Origin of the sequence: Geotalea daltonii FRC-32, from assembly GCF_000022265.1 — a bacterium.
GTDB classification, from domain to species: Bacteria; Desulfobacterota; Desulfuromonadia; order Geobacterales; family Geobacteraceae; genus Geotalea; species Geotalea daltonii.
Window position 1 is genome coordinate 1,534,192 of the sequence record NC_011979.1, and the last position, 19,115, is coordinate 1,553,306.

General features: G+C 55.8%; 20 protein-coding genes and 1 riboswitch. Of the genes, 7 read left to right on the plus strand and 13 right to left on the minus strand.

All coding sequences use genetic code 11. The features are described from left to right. Nucleotides 1-7: 7 nt before the first annotated feature. The 6 genes from recD to GEOB_RS06940 all read right to left on the minus strand — a co-directional run bounded on the left by recD (nt 8) and on the right by GEOB_RS06940 (nt 10,774). A complete protein-coding gene (recD, locus tag GEOB_RS06920; protein ID WP_012646477.1) occupies nt 8-1,837 on the minus strand; it encodes an exodeoxyribonuclease V subunit alpha in 1,830 nt (609 codons plus the stop codon). After that, a complete protein-coding gene (gene recB / locus GEOB_RS06925) occupies nt 1,834-5,085 on the minus strand; it encodes an exodeoxyribonuclease V subunit beta (protein WP_012646478.1) in 3,252 nt (1,083 codons plus the stop codon). Before recB ends, recD begins: the two co-directional genes overlap by 4 nt. Next, nucleotides 5,082-8,345 (minus strand): exodeoxyribonuclease V subunit gamma, encoded by a 3,264-nt coding sequence (gene recC, locus GEOB_RS06930; protein ID WP_012646479.1) that lies wholly within the window; start codon nt 8,343-8,345, stop codon nt 5,082-5,084. The genes recB and recC overlap by 4 nt, the downstream gene beginning before the upstream one ends. A 27-nt stretch (nt 8,346-8,372) precedes the next feature. Continuing rightward, entirely contained in the window at nt 8,373-9,476 is a 1,104-nt protein-coding gene (gene metX / locus GEOB_RS06935; protein ID WP_012646480.1) for a homoserine O-acetyltransferase MetX, read from the minus strand. 76 nt (nt 9,477-9,552) lie between these two features. Next, nucleotides 9,553-9,661, minus strand: a riboswitch (SAM riboswitch). Nucleotides 9,662-9,724: 63 nt separating this feature from the next. Next, the gene (locus GEOB_RS20285; RefSeq protein ID WP_012646481.1) at nt 9,725-9,895 is read right to left on the minus strand and encodes a hypothetical protein; all 171 of its coding nucleotides are present in this window, start codon (nt 9,893-9,895) and stop codon (nt 9,725-9,727) included. A gap of 15 nt (nt 9,896-9,910) precedes the next feature. Beyond that, nucleotides 9,911-10,774 carry a TIGR02757 family protein gene (locus tag GEOB_RS06940; protein ID WP_041267087.1) on the minus strand — a complete coding sequence of 288 codons (864 nt, stop codon included), beginning with the start codon at nt 10,772-10,774 and terminating at the stop codon, nt 9,911-9,913. Between the two features lie 101 nt (nt 10,775-10,875). Between GEOB_RS06940 and GEOB_RS06945 the strand changes: the two genes are divergently transcribed. Next, a complete protein-coding gene (locus GEOB_RS06945) occupies nt 10,876-11,247 on the plus strand; it encodes a pyridoxamine 5'-phosphate oxidase family protein (protein WP_012646483.1) in 372 nt (123 codons plus the stop codon). A gap of 5 nt (nt 11,248-11,252) precedes the next feature. On the opposite strand, the gene dtd is transcribed toward GEOB_RS06945, so the two are convergent. The 5 genes from dtd to dapF form a co-directional block, all read right to left on the minus strand. Further along, complete coding sequence (gene dtd / locus GEOB_RS06950) at nt 11,253-11,705, minus strand: D-aminoacyl-tRNA deacylase (RefSeq protein WP_012646484.1); 453 nt, start codon at nt 11,703-11,705, stop codon at nt 11,253-11,255. Then, complete coding sequence (locus GEOB_RS06955; RefSeq protein ID WP_012646485.1) at nt 11,702-12,217, minus strand: O-acetyl-ADP-ribose deacetylase; 516 nt, start codon at nt 12,215-12,217, stop codon at nt 11,702-11,704. The genes dtd and GEOB_RS06955 overlap by 4 nt, the downstream gene beginning before the upstream one ends. A gap of 12 nt (nt 12,218-12,229) precedes the next feature. After that, nucleotides 12,230-13,087: a deoxyribonuclease IV gene (locus tag GEOB_RS06960; RefSeq protein ID WP_012646486.1), complete on the minus strand. Its 858-nt coding sequence runs from the start codon at nt 13,085-13,087 to the stop codon at nt 12,230-12,232. A gap of 1 nt (nt 13,088) precedes the next feature. Continuing rightward, nucleotides 13,089-13,520, minus strand: a complete 432-nt coding sequence (locus GEOB_RS06965; RefSeq protein ID WP_012646487.1) for an HIT family protein — start codon at nt 13,518-13,520, stop codon at nt 13,089-13,091. 92 nt (nt 13,521-13,612) lie between these two features. After that, nucleotides 13,613-14,449 carry a diaminopimelate epimerase gene (gene dapF / locus GEOB_RS06970; protein ID WP_012646488.1) on the minus strand — a complete coding sequence of 279 codons (837 nt, stop codon included), beginning with the start codon at nt 14,447-14,449 and terminating at the stop codon, nt 13,613-13,615. Nucleotides 14,450-14,587: 138 nt separating this feature from the next. Here dapF and GEOB_RS06975 point away from each other — a divergent pair, with 138 nt between their 5' ends. The 5 genes from GEOB_RS06975 (at nt 14,588) to larE (ending at nt 17,712) form a co-directional block, all read left to right on the plus strand. After that, nucleotides 14,588-14,797 (plus strand): hypothetical protein, encoded by a 210-nt coding sequence (locus GEOB_RS06975; RefSeq protein ID WP_012646489.1) that lies wholly within the window; start codon nt 14,588-14,590, stop codon nt 14,795-14,797. A gap of 101 nt (nt 14,798-14,898) precedes the next feature. Beyond that, nucleotides 14,899-15,291: a hypothetical protein gene (locus tag GEOB_RS06980; RefSeq protein WP_012646490.1), complete on the plus strand. Its 393-nt coding sequence runs from the start codon at nt 14,899-14,901 to the stop codon at nt 15,289-15,291. Nucleotides 15,292-15,417: 126 nt separating this feature from the next. Then, a complete protein-coding gene (locus GEOB_RS06985) occupies nt 15,418-15,882 on the plus strand; it encodes an RrF2 family transcriptional regulator (protein WP_012646491.1) in 465 nt (154 codons plus the stop codon). 24 nt (nt 15,883-15,906) lie between these two features. Continuing rightward, entirely contained in the window at nt 15,907-16,830 is a 924-nt protein-coding gene (gene cysK / locus GEOB_RS06990; protein ID WP_012646492.1) for a cysteine synthase A, read from the plus strand. A 69-nt stretch (nt 16,831-16,899) separates the two neighbouring features. Further along, nucleotides 16,900-17,712 carry an ATP-dependent sacrificial sulfur transferase LarE gene (larE, locus tag GEOB_RS06995; protein WP_012646493.1) on the plus strand — a complete coding sequence of 271 codons (813 nt, stop codon included), beginning with the start codon at nt 16,900-16,902 and terminating at the stop codon, nt 17,710-17,712. Nucleotides 17,713-17,823: 111 nt separating this feature from the next. Here the strand turns inward: larE and GEOB_RS07000 are convergent, their stop codons facing one another. Both GEOB_RS07000 and GEOB_RS19950 read right to left on the minus strand, forming a co-directional pair. Next, entirely contained in the window at nt 17,824-18,267 is a 444-nt protein-coding gene (locus tag GEOB_RS07000; protein ID WP_012646494.1) for an Hsp20/alpha crystallin family protein, read from the minus strand. Between the two features lie 285 nt (nt 18,268-18,552). Next, a complete protein-coding gene (locus GEOB_RS19950; RefSeq protein ID WP_012646495.1) occupies nt 18,553-18,726 on the minus strand; it encodes a hypothetical protein in 174 nt (57 codons plus the stop codon). 212 nt (nt 18,727-18,938) lie between these two features. On the opposite strand from GEOB_RS19950, the gene GEOB_RS19715 reads away from it, so the two are divergent. After that, a complete protein-coding gene (locus tag GEOB_RS19715) occupies nt 18,939-19,115 on the plus strand; it encodes a hypothetical protein (RefSeq protein WP_012646496.1) in 177 nt (58 codons plus the stop codon).

Here is a 19,115-nt window from a genome sequence, read left to right on the forward strand (position 1 = left end):
ATATTTCTTAAAGCTTGCCCCATAGTGCTTCGCGCAAGCCGGATTTACGTAGCGTCCTACGTGCCGAGCTTTTGACGAAAACATCACCCGGACCGCATACTTCTACTCCTGTCTTGGCCCTGGTAAGAGCCGTGTAGATGAGTTCCCGGGTGAGGACCTCCGAATGCCGGTCGGGCAGCAGCAGCAAAATTCTGCTGAATTCGGAGCCCTGGCTCTTGTGAACGGTCATGGCGAAGGCGGTCTCATGTTCGGGAAGGCGCAGGGGTAGTATTGACCTGAGTGAACCGTCCGTTGTGGTGAAAAAGGCACGCAGTTCGTTGTCTGCTGCCGGGTCAGGCAGAATAATGCCGATGTCGCCATTGAAAAGCCGGAGGTTGTAATCATTCCTCGTCACCATGACCGGCTGGCCTGCATACCAGCGCCCATGGGGGCGAATCAGGCCTTTTTCGGCCAAGATTTTTGCTACAAGCCGATTTACTGCCTCTGTGCCGAACGGTCCCTGCCGCAGAGCACACAGAATGCGGAAATCGGCCAATGAGGCAAAGGCGCTCTCTGCCGTTTTCGCCATCAGGTACGGTCTAAAACCATCGGTTATGGTGACAGCCAGCGCTTCTTGAAGTTTCTCCATGCCGGTATTTTCACGAAAAAGGAGGTCCGCGTATTTTTGCCCACTCAGCAGCTCCAGGGCTGCAGCGCCATTCCCTTCATTGACCAGTCTGCCCAGTTCTCCGATACCGCTGTCGGCGCCAAAACGATAGCTTTTGCGCAGGACGATGATGCTATCGTTCAGATGGTGAACATCGGCATCGTCAGCATATTCAATTGCTGCCCCAGGGCCGATTACCTCCTCTGCCAGATCACGGAAGGCTTTGGACAAACGTTGGCTGCTGCCGGTGTTGCAGATGTCGCCCAAAACGGCCCCTGCTTCCACCGAGGCCAGCTGATCCCGATCTCCCAGCAGGATGAGGCGGGTTGTGTCCCGCAGCGCATCAACCAGTTTTGCCATCAGCGGCAGCGAGACCATTGATGCTTCGTCCACCACCACCACATCGAAGGGGAGGGGATTGTCCCGGTTGTACCTGAAGCGGCTTGAGCCCGGCACGTGCCCCAGGAGCCGATGGATGGTCGTGACCTGGTTGGGGATCTGTTGCAGCACATGCTCACTGACGGGCATCCCGCTTCTTGCCGAGATTATCGATTCACCAAGTCTTCCCGCTGCCTTGCCGGTGGGGGCGGCCAGGGCAATGTGGCATTTTCCGGCGGTGGCCTGCTCGATGAGCAGGATCAGGACCCGGAAAACAGTGGAGGTCTTTCCCGTTCCAGGCCCCCCGGCAATAACGGTAATTTGCCTGCTGACGCAGGCCAGCGCTGCGAGCTGCTGCCAGTCTGTTTCACCAGCGTTGCCCTCCGGAAACAGGCGGCTCATACCCTCCCTGAGCAATTCCCGGTCGAAAACCGGCTTATTGTCGGCAAGACGAAGTAATGCTCGGGCCAAGTCGCTTTCATAGCTCCAGTAGCGGTGGAGGTAGAGACGGTTGGCGCTGTCGAGGACCAGGGGGGTAAAATCCCCCGGTGCACCCACCACCGGCAACTCCCTGAGCCGGGCGGACCATGCTGCCGGGTCATCGATCTCGTAACCTGCAGCAGATTGGCAGACATCCGTCAGGTCGAGGCAGACATTGCCATTGCTGACGGCCTGACTGGCAAGGGCGGCCGCAAGCCACAGCTCTTTATCATCGCTGGAAGCCAGGCGACACATGAAGGCGGCAAAGTGTCTGTCCATATCGCTAAATGGCATGATCTCGGCCACTGGGCCCATTCCTTCCTCCCTGTTCATGGCAATGTCTCCACCAGCAGCCGGGACAGTCGATCAATGAGCTGAAAGGGGGGGCGGGCCTGGAAGATACCGCTGTCACGGCTCTCATCTCCGACTCCGCGGAGGAAGATGTAGAAAACACCGCCGAAGTGCCGATCATAATCGTAATCTGCCAATCGCAGTTGCAGATATCCATGGAGGGCAACGGTATAAAGCAGGTATTGCAGGTGATAGAGGTTGTCGGCCATTTCCCTGGCCATTTCCCCGCTGCCGTAGTTTTCCTGGCGATTGCCCAAATGGTTGGATTTCCAGTCGATGATGTGGTAGCGCCCCCCATGCTCAAGGACCAGGTCCATGAAGCCGCGCAGCATCCCCCTGACCGGAGTGAATGACAGCTTGGCTGCCAGTTCGGCCAGGTTTAACTCGGAGGCTGCGTCATTCCAGCTTGCTGCCGCTTCTCGAAAAGTATCGCTGGAGATCCGGGCCAGTGGAAAAAAGAATTCCAACTCGGTGAGCCTGCGGTCAGGCCCGATTTCGGAAAGCGTAAAAGAGCCTGCATCGGTCGTTAACCGTGTCTGGATCACGTTTCTGGTCATTGAAAGCACTGTTTCCAGCCATTGCCCGGCAAAACCATGCTTTTTCAACAGGGCTTCAACCAGGCCGGGGGCCGTGGCGAAATCGGTAAAATCAAGGTTCTCGAAAATTTCATGGAAAAAAATGCCGGCGGCGGTCCCCCGGGGGAAGGCGAAAATACCGGATGCAGGCAGGTCGGAGTAATCTTCTCCTTTGGCAAGGGCGGCAGCATCACGATCCGGAAGTTCTGCTGCATGGGCGCCATGTCTTGTGGAGGATGAAAAGGAGGTGAAGCTTGTGACCCGCCAATCCCGGTCAATGCGGCCGGTGAAGGTGCGGCAGACACATTTTTCCGGCTGCGGCGCCTTGGCCGGATAAGGTTGAGGCGTCCCCTGGAACGGTGCCTCTATGGCGATGCTACCGGCTGCATTTCCTGCTATTCGGTGCAGGTCGGCGAGTATTTCCTCGTCGGTGAGGCTGACCTGGCCGTTGTTGGCTGTCGCTTGAGGGTGAAGAAGGTAGTGGAGGGCGGAGTTTCCAGCATCCTTGAAAGCGCCCCAGGCCAGGTAGCAGCGGTGACGGGCACGGGTGACGGCCACATAGAGAAGGCGGAGGTTTTCAGCCATGGCTTCCCTTGCTGCTCTTTGCCGGTTAACCTCCAGTTCGGGCGAACCCATGTCGATGGTGGGGAGCCGGTCATCACCATGGAAGGTGACGGTTTTTTCCCTCCGGCCATATTCGGCCCAGTTGAAGGGGCAGAAAACCACTTGATATTCCAGCCCCTTGCTCTTGTGGATAGTGACCAGCTGCACAGCGTCTGAATCCGTTTCCAGGCGGATTTCGTGCTCCTCCCGTTGCTCCTTTTCGCCGATCCGTTCGGCCAGCCAGGAGACTACCCCCTCCATTCCCAGGCGATGCAAGACGGCCGCCCCATGGACCGCCTCAAAGCAGTGAAGGACATTGGTGAGTCTTCTTCTGCCATCTGACAATGCCAGGATGCGGCTCCGCACCTGCCTTGCAGCCATGAATCCCATGGCCATGGTCATGCAGCCGCCAGTCTGCCACTGGTCATGGTAACTGCTGAATTCCGCCAGCACTGCCTCCCACCGTGGCTCATTCTCACCGATGGCCGCCAGATCATCGCCGGATAGTCCAAGCAGATCGGTGACCAGGGCTGCCCTGACCTGCCGTTCATTGGCTGGGTCCGCAACGGCGGCAAGAAAATGGAGCACCTCCCTTGCTTCTGCCGATTCGAAAAGGTTGCCGGCACTGCAGACGACGCTGGGAATGCCCAGCCGGCTCAGGGCACGTTGGACTAGCCTGGCCTGGCGATTCGCCCGTACCAGCACGGCAATGTCTCCGGGAGCGATGGGCCTGTTGCCGATGCACAGCCTCCCTTCTGCACCGTCGTGCAACAGCTGGGAAATCTCCCCGGCCACCGCGTCGGTCAGCATTTGCCAGGCATCGCCCTTGTTGATGGGCTTGCCCGTTTCCCGGCGTCCGGCAAACCAGAAACGGAAAGGAGCGGCATCTTCCCTGCCGTCCAAAGTCAATAATTCCCGTTCCCGTTCGGCAGGGGTTACCTGGTGGAACTGTATCTCCTCCATACCGAAGGGGGCGGTTCGGGAGGAAAAAAGGCCGTTAACGGCCTGGATCAGCCGTGGCTCGGAGCGCCAGTTCTCCCCGAGGGAGTGCCCAACAAGGGGACTTTTGGCGGCATCCAGGTAGGCGAAGATATCGGCACCCCGGAAGCTGTAAATGGCCTGTTTCGGGTCGCCGATGAGGAAAAAGGGAGTCGTGTCGCCGGCTGGATAAATGCGGTCGAAGATTCTGAACTGGATCGGATCGGTATCCTGGAACTCGTCGATAAGGGCAGCCCGATAGTGCTCCCTGATCATGGGTGCCAGGGAACAATCAGTGGTTTGCACGGCGGCATGCAGGTCCAGCAGGAGGTCCTGAAAGAAACGGATGTTTTTCTTTCCCTTGCGTTTCGGCAGTTCTGCAGCCAGGTAATCGAAAAATCCCCTTTTCAGGGCGAGCAGCCATTTCTCTGCATGGTCGCAGTCTACTCCCCCTTGAGTGATGACCATGGCTTGCGGTTCGGGCAGTATCCTGACCAGGGGATTGCCGGCATGCCGGCTTGCCAGTTCCAGCAGTGCTTCCGGGGTAAGCCCAGCCTCAATGGCTGTCCTTGCAAGTGCAGGCGGGGCATTGTAACAGTGCGTGCGCCAGTAGTCGGCGGCAATTTGCCGTAGTACCGGCCGTTCGTCGGTCACCAGCTCCGTATCGTACAGAGAGCCGCTCTCGAAGGGGTTTTCCTGGAGCATGCGTTGGCAGAAGCCATGGATGGTGAAGATTGCCGCCTCATCAAAAGAGCGCAGAGCGTTGGTCAAGGCCTGTCCTGCAGCGGATCTGTCGGTAATGCGACCGATCAGGCACATAAGAAAGGAGTCGGTGCTTGTCCCCTGACCAAAAGCTTCTGCTGCCTCGGTGAGCCGTTTTCTGATCCGTTCCCGGAGTTCCTTGGTCGCCGCCTCGGTGAATGTCACCACCAGGATTTGCTCTACAGGCAGGTGTTGTTCCAGAACCAGTCGCAGGTAGAGGGCGGCTATGGCAAAGGTCTTGCCGGTTCCGGCACTGGCTTCGATCAGGTTGCGCCCGGCGATGGGGGTATTGAGCAGGTCCAGGGGGCTCATTTATCGGCCCCCTTTTTGCTCTTCTTCTCGCGCAGATGAGCCAGAAGCGGTCCGTAGACCGCCATGGACAGCTGCATGAAACCCTCGTCCAAGGGATCTGTCTCGCCGAAGCAGCGCTGAAACCAAGGATCATCCTTTTCTCCCGGATAGTCTTCGGAGCCGTGCCATTTTTTGCCTGCATCGGCCAGTGCCTTTGCCGCCTTCTTCGGATCGGAGGCTTTTTTCGCATATTCAAGTGCGGTTTCCGGGAAAAAACGCAGGGGGGTGGCTATGCCCCGCCGGTAGAGGGCCAATAATTTTGCCAGCTCGCTGTGGCTGTCGGAGACCGGGGCAGCGGTAAGAGTGGCGTCGCTGGCCAGGAGGAAGCCGCTGCGTGGATAGTTCTCCGGCGCGGCGCAGTTCAGGCAGAGATATTCGATCCACATGCGCAACCTGTCCTTTGCCTTCAACTTTGCGTACCGGTAATGGATGAGGCCGGTGGGCCAGATGCGCTCGATGCGGCCGACCAGACGCACCCCGCAGGACTCGATCTGGAGCTCCAGCGTGGGGAGAGGTGGTCCTGGGGCAACGGCTGCCACTTGAGCGGCAAATTCGCTTGCTGCCGCTGCCAGCTTGTCGTAAATAACCAGCCCCGGTTCCCCCGGCGGGAGATCGCCCCGGCTTGCGGCAACGGTTCGATGTACCGAAAGATCCTCCCCCTCCACCAACCTGGCCACCATCTCCTGCTCCAGGGCATATTTACACAGGTGATTCAGCGAAAAGGGTTCGTCTTCCTCCATGGTTTCATGGCGCAGTTCCAGAAAGATTCCCAGTTGCCGCTGCAGCAGGTGTCGGCACGGGTTGGCGAAAAAATCCACCAGCTCCGTAATGTTGATCACCGTCTCTGTTACCACTGGCAGCGGCCTGGTGAAAAAGCTGGCCGGTTCGGCTGCCGGCGGGGCCGCAAATGCTGCCAGCCTGTTTTCACGGCTATAGCTGAAAAGCAGGCCATTGCCGGGGCAGAAGTACCTGTAGCTGAAGGGCTGCAAGGGATGATCGATGCAGAGGGCATCTCCAGCTGCCTTGTCATCGTCCTCTCTGTCTGCGACCGTGAAACTTTTGCTGCAGTAGTCGATCAGCTCGCTGACCAGGGGAGAGGGGGGCAACAGGCTGTTATCCTTGATGCTTCGCCCCACGTAACTGATGTAAAAATGTTCCCGGGCAGAGAGGATCGCTTCCAGGAACAGGTAACGGTCTTCGTCCCGTTGGTTGCGGTCGCCCCGTCGGGGTGCTGCAGCCATGAGATCGAAGCCGCTTTTCCGGTTGCGGCGGGGAAAGACACCATCATTCATCCCCAGAAGGCAGATGACGCGAAAGGGGATGCTGCGCATGGGAAGCATGGCGCAGAAGGTGATCCCGCCGGTGAGAAAGCCGAAGCCCCGCTGTTGCCGGTCAAGTTTTTCCCCCACCCAGGACCTGATCACCTCAATCCCGACGGCGCCGGTGAACATGGCCATGCTGCCGCAACTCTCCAGCAGGTCGATAACCCGGAGCAAACCGCCAATGTCATCTTCATCGTTCAGGTCATCCGGGGCAAAGAAGGTCGTTATGAGCGTGCGCAGTTCCCCGGTCCATTCATGAAGGTGCCGCGGCTTTGTCAGGCGGGCTGCGGTCCGGAAAAGAGTTTCGCACAATTCGAGAAACCGCCCCAGCACGACGGTATCCGACCCTTCCACATGGTCATAGGGGAGAATTCCGGCGAAGAACCTGTTGTCGTTGCCGGCCATGGCGTAGCCGAGGAGGAGACGATCAAGCCCGGCCCGCCAGGAATTCTCTCCAAAGGAGGGAAGACCATGTTCGCTACGGGTGTGGGCATCGATTCCCCAACGGACGTTGGTGGCGGACAGCCACTGGCGGATCAGATCCAGATCGCCTGTGGCTAGCCCATAACGGCGCAGGATGGGTGCTGCTTCCACAATGTCGAGTACCTGGGTGACGGTGAAGCGGCTACCGCAGAGATCGAGAATGGCGAGGAATGTTTCGGCGGCTTCTCCCTCACGGCGCAGGCTGCGGTCGGCGATGGAAAAGGGAATCTTTTCCTCTGCACGTTCCGGGCTGCCGAACACCGCGGAGATATAGGGGGCGTAGCTTTCGATGTCTGGCGTCATGACCAGGATATCCCGGGGGGACATGGATGGATCCTGATCAAGTCGGTGGAGCAGCTGGTCGTAGAGCACCTCTACTTCGCGCATTGGGCTGTGGCAGGAGTGGATGCGCAGGGAATCATCCGTGCAGGAGACGATACTCTTCTGTTCACTGCGCCGGTCCCGCAGGTCTAGTATATCCCCTTGTATGGCGTGGAGCAGGCAGTTTCCGTCCGGCTCCATAAAAGATTCCTCAGGGGCAACTTCTCCGCAGTCGTTGATCAGAGTCTCGAAGAAGTCCCTTCCGGTGCGGCCGAAAGAGGCGAGCAATGGATTGCCGGTCTCGAAATAGTCCGCTCCGCCGCTGAAATCGAATTCCTGTTGGCCGATCCTGGGCAGCGTCCTCTCCGGTACGATCTTGCCCCAATACTGGCGGCATGGATTGAGGAGGAATAGGTTGACTTCGGTGTGCCGGGCGATGGCGGTGAGGACCTCCAGGTGAAAGGGTGGAAGGGTGGGGATACCGATTAGTGAGATACGCTGGGGAAGATCGACGGGTTTTTGTTTCCCGCGGCCCAGTTGGCGGCGAAACTGCATCAGCAGGGACGCCCGGTGGTGGGAGCTGTTTTTGACCAGTTCCCGCCACAATGACGCCTGCCAGCCGTCAGCTGCTCCATTCTCCCAGGAGGCCAGCAAGTCAGACCGATAAATAGTGTATTGATCGTAGGTATCGGCAATGACGCCTGCCAGCTGCAGGCGTTTCAGTCCGGCAGGGTCCTCGGCCAGATAGGCGGCCAGGGGTTGAAAATCGGCCTGTTCCAGATAGCCGGGTAACACCTCCATGATGCGCCAGGTGAGCACATCTGGATGGAAGGAAGATATTTCGGGGGGGGCGGTAAGGTTGGGAATGACGCTGGTGAAAAGCTGATCGATGAGGGCATTGGGAAAAGGAAACTCGGCATTGGCCCACACCCCCAGGTTCTTTGCCAGTTCCATGGCCAGCCAGCGTTGCATTCCCTTGCTCTGGACAACGATGATCTCCGGAACGAAGACGGAAGCAAGGGGCCTCTTCACCACTGAGGCCAGTTCCTCGACGAGGACTTCCATACGGTTGCTGGTAATTACTCTCAGCGCCATCGGCGGACCTCTGCAGAGAATGGCCTGTTATGCACCGGCTTTTTTCAGGAAATCCCTGACCATGGGGGTGAATGTTTCATGCTCAAGGAGGAAGGCGTCATGGCCATAAGCCGAATTGATCAGGTGGTATTCCACCGGTTTGCCGAGTTTTTTCAGCATTCTGACCATTTCCTCCGTCTGGGGAGGGGGATAGAGCCAGTCGGAGGAGAAGGCGAAGAACTGCATGGGGGCCTTGACTTGGGCAAAGGCTTCTTCCAGTGATTCATAGCCCCAGGCCACGTCGTAAAGGTCAAGGGCTTTGGCCAGGTAGAGAAAGGCGTTGGTGTCGAAACGGTCGACAAAGTTGTAGCCGTTGTAGTTCAGGTAGCGCTCCACCTCGAACTGGCCGAAGAAGTCGAACTGGCCGTCCTTGGCGGAAAAACGCCGGCCGAACTTGGCGGTCATGGATTCATCGGAGAGGAAGGTGATGTGGCCGATGCCCCGTGCAAGGGCCAGGCCGTCCCGTGGATTTTTGCGGTATTCCCCCTTTTTCCAGGTGGGATCGTTGAATATGGCCCAGCGGGCTACGGCATTGAGACTGATGGCCTGTGCCGACGGGCGCGGCGTGGTGGCGAGGATGACGGCCGAGGCAATGCGGTCCGGGAACTGGGTTGCCCACTCCAGTGCCTGCATTCCCCCCATGCTTCCCCCCATTACCGCATGAAGGCGCTCAATGCCCAGATGGTCGATGAGCAGCGCCTGGGCACGTACCATGTCGCGGACGGTAATGACCGGGAAGGTCAGGGCGTACTTTTTTCCGGTCTTGGGGTTTATGGATGCAGGACCGGTGGAGCCGAAGCAGGAGCCGATCACATTGGAGCAGATAACAAAGTAGCGGTTGGTATCCAGCAGTTTGCCGGGGCCGACAATTTCATTCCACCATCCCGGTTTCTGCTCACTCTCGCAGTATCTGCCTGCCAGGTGGGCACTGCCGGTCCATGCATGGGTAACCATGATGGCGTTTGAGCGATCGGCATTAAGGATGCCGTAAGTTTCATAGGCAATGGTGATCGGCCCGAGGATGCGGCCGCTTTCCAGGCGGAGGTCAGTTTGGAAGGTGATAGATTTTTCTTCAACTATGCCGACTGTCATAACATGCCTTTTGTATGGAAAAAGCCCCTTCCGGATAACGAGAAGGGGCTTTGGTGTTGATCGATCTAAAGCGCCTCTCTCATCTTTACCCAATGGGCAGGATTTAGCACCTGACGCCGTCCTTTCGGATCAACCGGTTGCTGTGGTTTCACAGGGCCTTTTCCCTCCACCACTCTTGATAAGCAGGTCTGCATATTCAATTGTAGGGCAAAGGATAAGGGAGCGGCTTTCTTTTGTCAACGGCAAATTTACAGCTGATTGCGGTACTTGACGAGCAGAAAGAGGCAGGCCACGCCTCCCGCGGCCATGGCAAGGTCCCGCAGCCAGGGGACCGGCTTGTCCAAGCCGGAGTAAATGATCGGGTCAAGAAATGCGGAGATGAGCAGCCCTGTGCCTCCCCAGGTGAGAAGTTTCTTCATCGGTTCATGCTCCTTTCAAGCCGTCTCTTCCGAAGGGTCGCACACTTCCCTGATCGGGCAGGACAGGCATTTGGTCAGATTCTTGCCGTTGCAGCCTTCGGAGATTCCCAGATGGCAAAGGCTGAAATCGTATTTGACCGGATCGTCGGGATCGAGCTTCTTCAACGCGGCGGTGATTTCCCTTGCCATTCGCCAGTCTGCCTGCTTGCGACTGGTGAAGCCGAGAAAACGGCCGATGCGCTGGATGTGGGCATCTACCGGGATCACCAGTTGGGCCGGTGAGACTTTTTTCCACAGTCCGAGATCAATGCCGTCCGCTGGCCGGACCATCCAGCGCAGATACATGCAGAGCCTTTTGCAGGCGCTTCCGGAGGCGGGAGAGGGGAAGAAAAAACGGAAATAAGAATCAGCCGGGATAGTTGACGAACCGAAGACCGGGGAGAAATCCATTGCCTGAATATTTTCGGTGAACAGGGTCAGGGATTCGGTGATGTCTTCGGCGGCAGCATCGTGGCAACTGAGGAAATATTCGCCGATGGAGTCGGCTTCGTCGATCATCAGTTGGCAGGCCAGCAGCAAGGCGCAGAGATCCCGACCATCGTTGAAGCGATGTTTAAAACCGGCGAATAGTTGGAGGGCTGCGGCAGGTTCTAACTCTTCTACAAACTTCCGGGGTGAATGTCCCATTTTACTGAAGATGGATTCCAGGTTTCTCAGGATTATTTTGACGTTGCCATAAGCGAAGGCAGCGGCGATAAAGCCGGCTATTTCCTGGTCTGCAGGGAGAATGTAGCGGTGACAGAAGGATAGAGGGTCGTTCGCCAGATGAACGGTAGATCTGTCGGCATAAAGGGATTCAAGAAGTTGTTTCAACTGCATCTGCAAACCATTGCTACCTCAGTGGGTGGACAATCCTCGCGGGAATGATAGATTAACATAGAGAAATAACCGCTGGAAGCAAAAAGGAGGAAAGAGAAATTATGAAACTTGCAGAGCTTTTTCCTGAGGAGGGGCGCGGTGTCATCGCTACAGCAGATGCTTCCGGGCAGGTAAATACGGCGGTCTATGCCATACCACACGTCATCGATGAAGAAACCGTGGCCTGGGGGATGACTCAGGGGCGGACTTACGACAATCTACTGGCCAATCCCAATGCATCCTATCTTTACCTGGCTCCCTCACGCGGAGGCAATGGCTGGCGCCTTACCCTGCAGCTGAAGGATTTTCAGGATTCAGGCCAAATGCTTGATGAAATACGGGCGCATACCTCACGGATTGTTTCGACACAGGCCGGTGAGGCTGTCCGGTACGTGGCACGGTTCAAGGTAACGGAGATCCGGCCTCTTGTTTGAATCATTCAGGGTTCTCTTTTCGGCGTCTCCAGAATGAAGGTAACCGGGCCGTCGTTGATGAGAGAGACCTTCATATCTGCCTGGAATATCCCTGACTGGACAGGAATTCCCATTTCCCATATCTTGCCGTTGAAATACTGATACAGGTGATTGGCGTCCTCCGGTGGCGCCGCCGTGTCGAAGGAGGGACGTCGCCCCTTGCTGCAGTTGCCGGCCAAGGTGAACTGGGAAACGGATAGCAGTTCACCTTTGATATCCATGAGCGACAGGTTCATTTTGCCCCCATCATCCTCGAATATGCGCAGGTTGACAATTTTTTCCGCAAGCCAGTCCGCATTCCGGGTCTCATCCCCCTTTTCAACGCCGAGGAGGACCAGGACGCCCCTCTCGATGCTGCCGACCTTCTTGCCGTCAACTCTTACGGTTGCTTCGCTTACCCTCTGGATTACCGCTTTCATTGAAATATTTCCCTGAGCTTCCTCTTATAAATGGCCAAAGCACCATCACTGAAGGTGACGAAAACTATCTTTTCCAACTCCGGGTATTTCTCCATGGCCAGCTTTGCTTCGCCCATGGCAATTTTGCAGGCCTCATCCATGGGGTAGCCATAGACACCGGCACTGATGGCTGGAAAGGCAAGAAATTTCAATTGGTTGGCATGGGCAACCTCAAAGCAGCGTCGATAGGCGCGCCTCAGAAGTTCCGGCTCCCCCTTGTCGCCGCCGTGCCAGACCGGTCCAACCGTGTGGATGACGTGAGCCGCCGGCAACTTGTATCCCTTGGTAATCTTAGCGTCGCCGGTCTCGCATCCGCCCAGTGTGGAACATTCGGCCACCAGTTCCGGACCTGCTGCCCTGTGAATGGCGCCGTCGACGCCGCCGCCGCCGAGCAGGGTATTGTTGGCGGCATTGATAATGGCATCCACAGCCAGGGTGGTAATGTCTCCTCTGATGATCTCAATTTTTGCCATGGTTGCCTCCTGCTATCTCTGTTTTACCATGTCCCGCAGCAGCTTCAGGTTGATCTCATCCATCTCGTTGTTGTCACCCTTCGGTGTTTCCAGGATCTTGGGTATTCCGGCAAAGCGGGGGTCGTTCATGATGAGGGAGAATGCGGTGGCGCCGATGGCTCCCTTGCCGATATGCTCATGGCGGTCGATCCGGCAGTTGAGCCCCTTTTTCGAGTCATTGAAGTGGAAGCACTGCAGCCGGTCAAGGCCGATGATCCGGTCGAATTCCTCCCAAACCTGGCCGTATGCGGCTGCGCTGGTGATGTCGTAACCGGCGGCGAAGGTGTGGCAGGTATCATAGCAGACGCCGAAACGATCCGGATGGGCCGAGCCTTCGATGATGGTCCTTAGATGCTCGAAGGTGTAGCCCAGGTTGGTTCCCTGACCGGCGGTGGTCTCCAGGAGGATTTTGCCAGAGTAAGCAGGGGTCTCGGCAATCAGGTAGTCGAAGGCCTCGATAATGCGTCTCAGCCCCACCTCTTCACCATCGCCGTTGTGGGAGCCGGGGTGCATGACGATCTTGCCGATGCCCAGGCGTGAGCAGCGGATCATCTCCTCCTGAAAACCGTTGAGGCTCTTGTCTCGTATTTCTCCCGGAGCGGAGGCAAGATTGATGAGATAGATATCGTGGCTGATGACCTCGTTAAGGCCTGATTCCGCCAGTTTTTCCTTGAAAAGAAGGATGTCCGGGTCGGAGATCAGTTTGCCACGCCATTGATTGGTGTTCTGGGTGAAGAGCTGAATGACGCCGCAACCGGCCTTGACACCGCGCTCCGGGGCATTATGGATGCCGCCGGCAATGGACATGTGTGCTCCCACATAATCCTTCATATCACCTCTGTTCCTGGTCTATGGATAAGAGCGTTTTCCCGATCAGGCGAGTACGCTCGGCATATTCGCTCTCGCCGAGAATGATCTCCTGGTGCGGTTCGGACCAGATGGGGCGTGGCCACAGCGGGTCTTCGGCAAACCTGGGGACGATGTGCCAGTGCATGTGCGGCACCATGTTGCCCAGAAGTTCATAGTTTATTTTAGCCGGCTGAAAGAGCTTGTAAAGGGTCGCCGCCACGGCAGAAACTTCTTCCATGACCGCGGTTCTCGCGGCACGGTCCAGGTGGAAGAGTTCGGTGACATGGCTGCGGGTAAAAACAAAGGTGTAGCCGGGGAAAAACTGGTCGCGGTTGAGCATAACCAGGCAGTGTTCGAGCTCGGCAACCCTCAGGTGCGGCTCATCGTTCCATTTGCTGCACATTGGGCAAGTCATTTTTTTCTCTCGTCTTGAGCTGAAAATATGAAGGCGAAGAAAAAAACTTCGCCTTCCGTGTAGCTGCAGCGGTGGGTTGTGCTGCTTTTCTGTTAAATGGCTATTTCGCCGCTGAAAACTTCGACTGCAGGACCGGTCATATAGAGGAAGCCATCTTCAGACCATTCCAGTTCCAGGTCTCCGCCGGACAGGTGGTTGAGGATCTTTTTATCTGTGAGCCCATTGAGTGCCCCCGCCACGCAGACCGCACTGGCGCCGGTGCCGCAGGCGAGAGTCTCTCCTGCTCCCCTTTCCCAGGTGCGCTGGCGCACTTCAGTGCGGGAGATGATCTGAACGAATTCCACATTTGTACGCCGGGGAAAGATCTCGTGGTTCTCGATGAGCGGCCCGTATTTTTCCACCTGGAAATTGTCCACGTCATCGACAAAAATGACACAGTGGGGATTACCCATGGAGGCGCAGGTGATATTGAAGGTCGTATGGAGAATGTTGAGCGGTTCGCTCACCACCCTGGCATCTGCCGGGCCGGACATGGGAATCTCGCCGCGGGTCAGTCGAGGCTTGCCCATATTGACACGGACCTTGTCCACTTTGTTGCAGCAATTGGTAAAGAGCTGCAGGGTCAATATTCCGGCGCCGGTTTCGGCAGTGATTTCCTTTTTGTCGACGATGCCGTGATCATAGGCATACTTGGCCACGCAACGGATGCCGTTGCCGCACATCTCCGACTCGGAACCGTCGGAGTTGAACATGCGCATCCGCACATGGGCCTTATCTGAAGGCATGATAAGAATCAGGCCGTCTGAGCCGATGCCGAAGTTGCGATTGGATACCTTTATGGCCACGTCAGCCGGATTTTCCACCTGCTCTGAAAAACAATCCACATAAACATAATCATTGCCGGCGCCGTGCATTTTGGTAAATTTCATTTGTATTACTCCCTTAGCCTCGTAATGGTCCCCATGTAATAGCAAAATCTCATTTCGGCAACAAGAAAAAAAACCGAGTTGCTTGACCTTAAGGCAATACTTTAAGTACAATCCACTTCCCATTTTTCGGAGGATTTTATGGAGCTCAAAAACAAGATCTGGATGAACGGCAGCCTGGAGTGGTTTGCCTATATCGGTGAGGACGAAGTATTTCTCGGCAGCCGCGAAGTTCCCTTTCCCCCTGAAGAAGGCGATGAATGGGTTAATCAATTTGGTGACCATTTTCAAGTGGTGGAAGGTGAAATACGGCATCTGGGCAGGGTCGAACCGCCGGAGAGACACTGGTAGCGACTGCCAGTGCATTGCACAACGGAAGACCGATGATAAGCTTTAGGTAATGAACCGACCGCATCATAGGGATATCTGAATAGCAGAGTCAGGAGGTGACTATGCTCAAGATACTCTTTCTGTTCAGTCTTGTGCTCGTCGTGTCCAGTATGCCGGGAGTCGCAGGAGCCGAGCCAATTCAGCATCATGGATATGTTGTCAATGCACAGGGGAACTCCCGGGAGTGCCTCGCATGCCATGACGGTTCCATGGCAAAGGCTGTTTCCAGCTGCCTGAATGGTCGCTGTCCTGTTGGCGGCTCCCATCCGGTCGATACGCCCTATCCCCCTGCTGGACATGAGGGGGAGTATGTTGCGACGGTAAGCGGAAGTATCAGACTGCTGAATGGGCAAGTCACCTGCATCTCTTGTCATAACCTGCAAAACCCGCAACCTGACCACCCCAGCGTTGATCTCGCCACCACCAATCTTTGTCTTAACTGTCACCGCAAATAGAAATGAATTCTCAAATCTGTCTTGCCCATTGAGTGAATGGTGTATGGAGGGATTTTTTTCTTAAAGTTCTTGACGAAAAAGGTAAAGGATTGTAGTCTCGAATTTATTTCTGAAGGGGAGTGTATTATGAGGCTTTCCACCAAGAGCCGTTATGGCTTGCGAGCTCTTTTCGACATCGCTTACAATTCCGGAAATTTGCCTGCCCAGATACAGGACATATCTCGCCGTCAGAACATTTCTCCCAGATACCTGGAGCAGATCTTCCAGGCGCTGAAAAAAAAGGGGATACTCAACAGCAAAAGAGGACCTCAGGGCGGATACTGTCTTGCTAGGAATCCTGACGAAATAACGGTTAGAGATATTGTCCAGGCAACGGAAGGGGATACCCTGCTGGTGGATTGCTCCGGAGGAAAGAAAAACAAGCAGCACTGCGGGTTTGACGGCGGCTGTGTTACCCAGACGGTCTGGGATGAGGCAAGCCGGGAACTGAACAGGCTGTTCGGCTCCATTACCCTGAAAACCTTGTGCGATCGTGGGCATGCCATGGGCATCAAGAGGGAACAGGACCACCGGTTCATGTATTTCATATGAGTGTTGGAAAAAAGGAGATTCCATATGCCGGTTTCAAGAAGCGATGATGTGATCAAGCAGATAGGCAATACGCCACTGGTGAGGCTGAGCAGGTTTGAAGAGAGCGGCTCGGCTGCCCTGTGGGGGAAAGTCGAGGCATTCAATCCGGGTGGCAGCATCAAGGACCGCATTTGCCTTTCCATGATCGAGGCCGCGGAAAAAGACGGCTGTCTGAAGCCTGGCGCGACTGTGGTTGAGCCCACCAGCGGCAATACAGGCATCGGTCTCTCCATGGTCTGTGCCGTCAAGGGCTATAAATTGATTTTGGTGATGCCTGATACCATGACCATAGAGAGACGGCGTCTGCTGGCCGCCTACGGTGCAGAGCTGGTTCTGACTCCGGGTGCGCAGGGGATGCGGGGTGCTGTGCAAAAGGCCGAGGAGCTGGCTGCAGAAAACGGTTACCTTCTGCCCCAGCAGTTTAAAAATGCGGCGAACCCCGAAATACACAGACTGACGACAGGACCCGAGATCATCAAAGGGATGGACGGACTGTCCATTGACGGATTTGTGGCAGGGGTAGGTACCGGCGGAACCATTACCGGGGCAGGCGAGGTGCTGAAAAAGCATAATCCTGCCATTCATATTGCCGCGGTCGAACCCGCCGATTCATCGGTATTGTCCGGTGGTGACCCTGGTCCGCACAAGATCCAGGGGATTGGTGCCGGATTCATCCCCGATGTCCTCAACAGCAAGATCTACAATGAGGTGATTCGCGTTTCCAATGACGCTGCCTATGGAGCGACGAAAAGGTTGTCCATGGAAGCGGGTCTTCTTGTGGGCATATCCTCGGGAGCTGCCCTGGTCGGGGGGATACAAGTGGCGAAGAAGCTTGGCCCAGGCAAAAATGTGGTGGTGATCCTGCCTGATACAGGTGAAAGATACCTGTCGACAGGGGTTTTCGATTGATTTCGCCGAGGTATTGCTGTTAAAACCGAGCGGCCCGTTTTGCGGGCCGTCTCCATTTTGAGGCTGAACATGGATGAATTGCACGTGAAATACGAGAAGCTGAAGAGCATCCTCCAGGAGATGGGCTCCGTGCTGGTGGCTTTTTCCGGTGGGGTTGATTCCACCTTCCTTCTCAGAGTTGCCCATGACCTTCTTGGTGACAAGGCCTGCGCCATTACCGCCACTTCTCCCACTTATCCCGCTTCCGAATTCCGGGAGGCAACCGCCTTGGCCCTGTCCATTGGTGCCAGGCAGATAGTCATTGAATCCAACGAGCTGGAAATACCCGGCTTTTCGGAAAACCCGAAGGATCGCTGTTATCACTGCAAAAAGGAGCTTTTTCAGCATTGTGTGGAAAAAGCTTCGCTAGAGGGTTTCGCCTTCATCGCCGACGGCAGCAATACGGACGATCTGGGGGACTATCGGCCTGGCCGTATAGCCATCGGGGAACTCAAGGTGCGCAGCCCGCTGTTGGAAGCTGGGCTAGGCAAAAGCGACCTCCGCCTTCTCAGCCGGGAACTGGGCCTGCCGACCTGGGACAAGCAGCCATATGCCTGTCTTGCCAGCCGTTTTCCCTATGGTGTAGAGATTACCCCGGAGCGATTGTCCATGATCGAGTCTTGCGAGGAATTCCTGAAGGGGCAGGGTTTTTCACTCTATCGGGTGCGATTCCACCACGAGACGGCGCGGATCGAGCTTTCAGAGGAGGATTTTGGGCGGCTGCTGCAGCCGGAACTGCGTCGATCGGTTGTCTCATTCTTTAAGAAGGCAGGCTTTACATATGTGGCGCTGGATTTGGAGGGGTACCGCACAGGCAGCATGAACGAAGTAGGTTTACGCTGAAAAACGCCCATCTGCGGCGTTGCCCTCATCGCTACGCTGCTCACATACTGGTGTATGCTCCGCTGCTCGCTCTTCGGCGCCTTGCACCTGGGCGTTTTTGGGCGCAAACGTTTATTTCACTCCCACCTTGATCTGTTTCGATTCGATTTCTTCCGTTTTCGGCAGGATTATGGTGAGGACCCCGCGGTCGCAGGAGGCTTGGATCTTATCCCGATCAATGCTCTGGGGTAGGGTGAAGCTGCGCTGGAAGGTGCCGTAATAGCGCTCGACCCGATGATAGTTTTCTCTCTTGATGTCGGTGTTCTGTTTTCTCTCGCCGCGCAGGGTCAGAGTATTGTTTTCAATCCTCACCTCGATGTCCTGCTGATCCATGTCCGGCACCTCAGCCTTGATGACAACCGCCTCTGTGTTCTCGTAAATATCCACCGGCGGCTGCCATATTCCCTCGTTCAGTTCCTCACCTGATTCCCTGTTCCAGGCAAGGTCCAGCAGGTGATTCATTTCCTCCTGCATGGTGCGGAGATCCTTGAAAGGGTTGTATTTAACAAGCGCCATAATCCACTCCTCCTTACTAGTGTCACGTGCGGCTAATTCTTTCCTGATAATTTCGGGTTTTTTTGTCCCCGGCTGCGTTGCGGCTCCTCGGCTTAGGCCCTGCTAGGCCTGCGTCGCCGCGCCTTGCCGGGAACCAAAATCCCTCGAAATTCTTGCAGAGAACTAACCGCACGGGACACTAGCCATGGGTTTCAATAAACATAATCAGTATGCAGGCAAAGTCAAGGGGGAGAAAACTTCGCCGTTTTCTCCCCCTGTCTTGATCTTGGTTTTATTTAATTGTGGTTATACCCTTTTTCCCTTGGGTACACTGTGTTTCAGTTTCTTTGAACCATCATATAGGTTTTGCTTGGCAATCGCCCGCCGTTCTTTCAGGTCTTTTTTGTCATAGTCGAATTTAAGGGTTGTTTCCGCATCTTTTGCCAGTTGATCGATTTTTTCCACGTCTCTCTCTGTCATACTGACTCCCTTTTTGGTTGTGGTGCAGTTGCAGTTATTTCGGCTGTTGTTTGGAAAAGACCTCCTGTCTTTTTCTCCCATGATAACAGTTTTCTCAGTGGATGCAACAGCTCTTTTCGCCGCAGGAATCAAGGATCTTCGGCATATTATTACCCTTGATGCCACTGGATTTATGGGCTACTATTTGCAGAAAATCAACACGAGGTGGCGTTATGGAAGTATATAAAGTCGTTGAGGTGAGCTCGGTAGCTGAGGACACTCTGGAGGATGTCCTGAACGAGTGGACCGGCAAGGGCTGGCTTCTGGACCGGATCCAGTTCGCCATGCGCGAATCGAGCAAGAGGCCGAGCATGGCCTTTGTCATCTTTACACGGGAACAGCAGGAATAG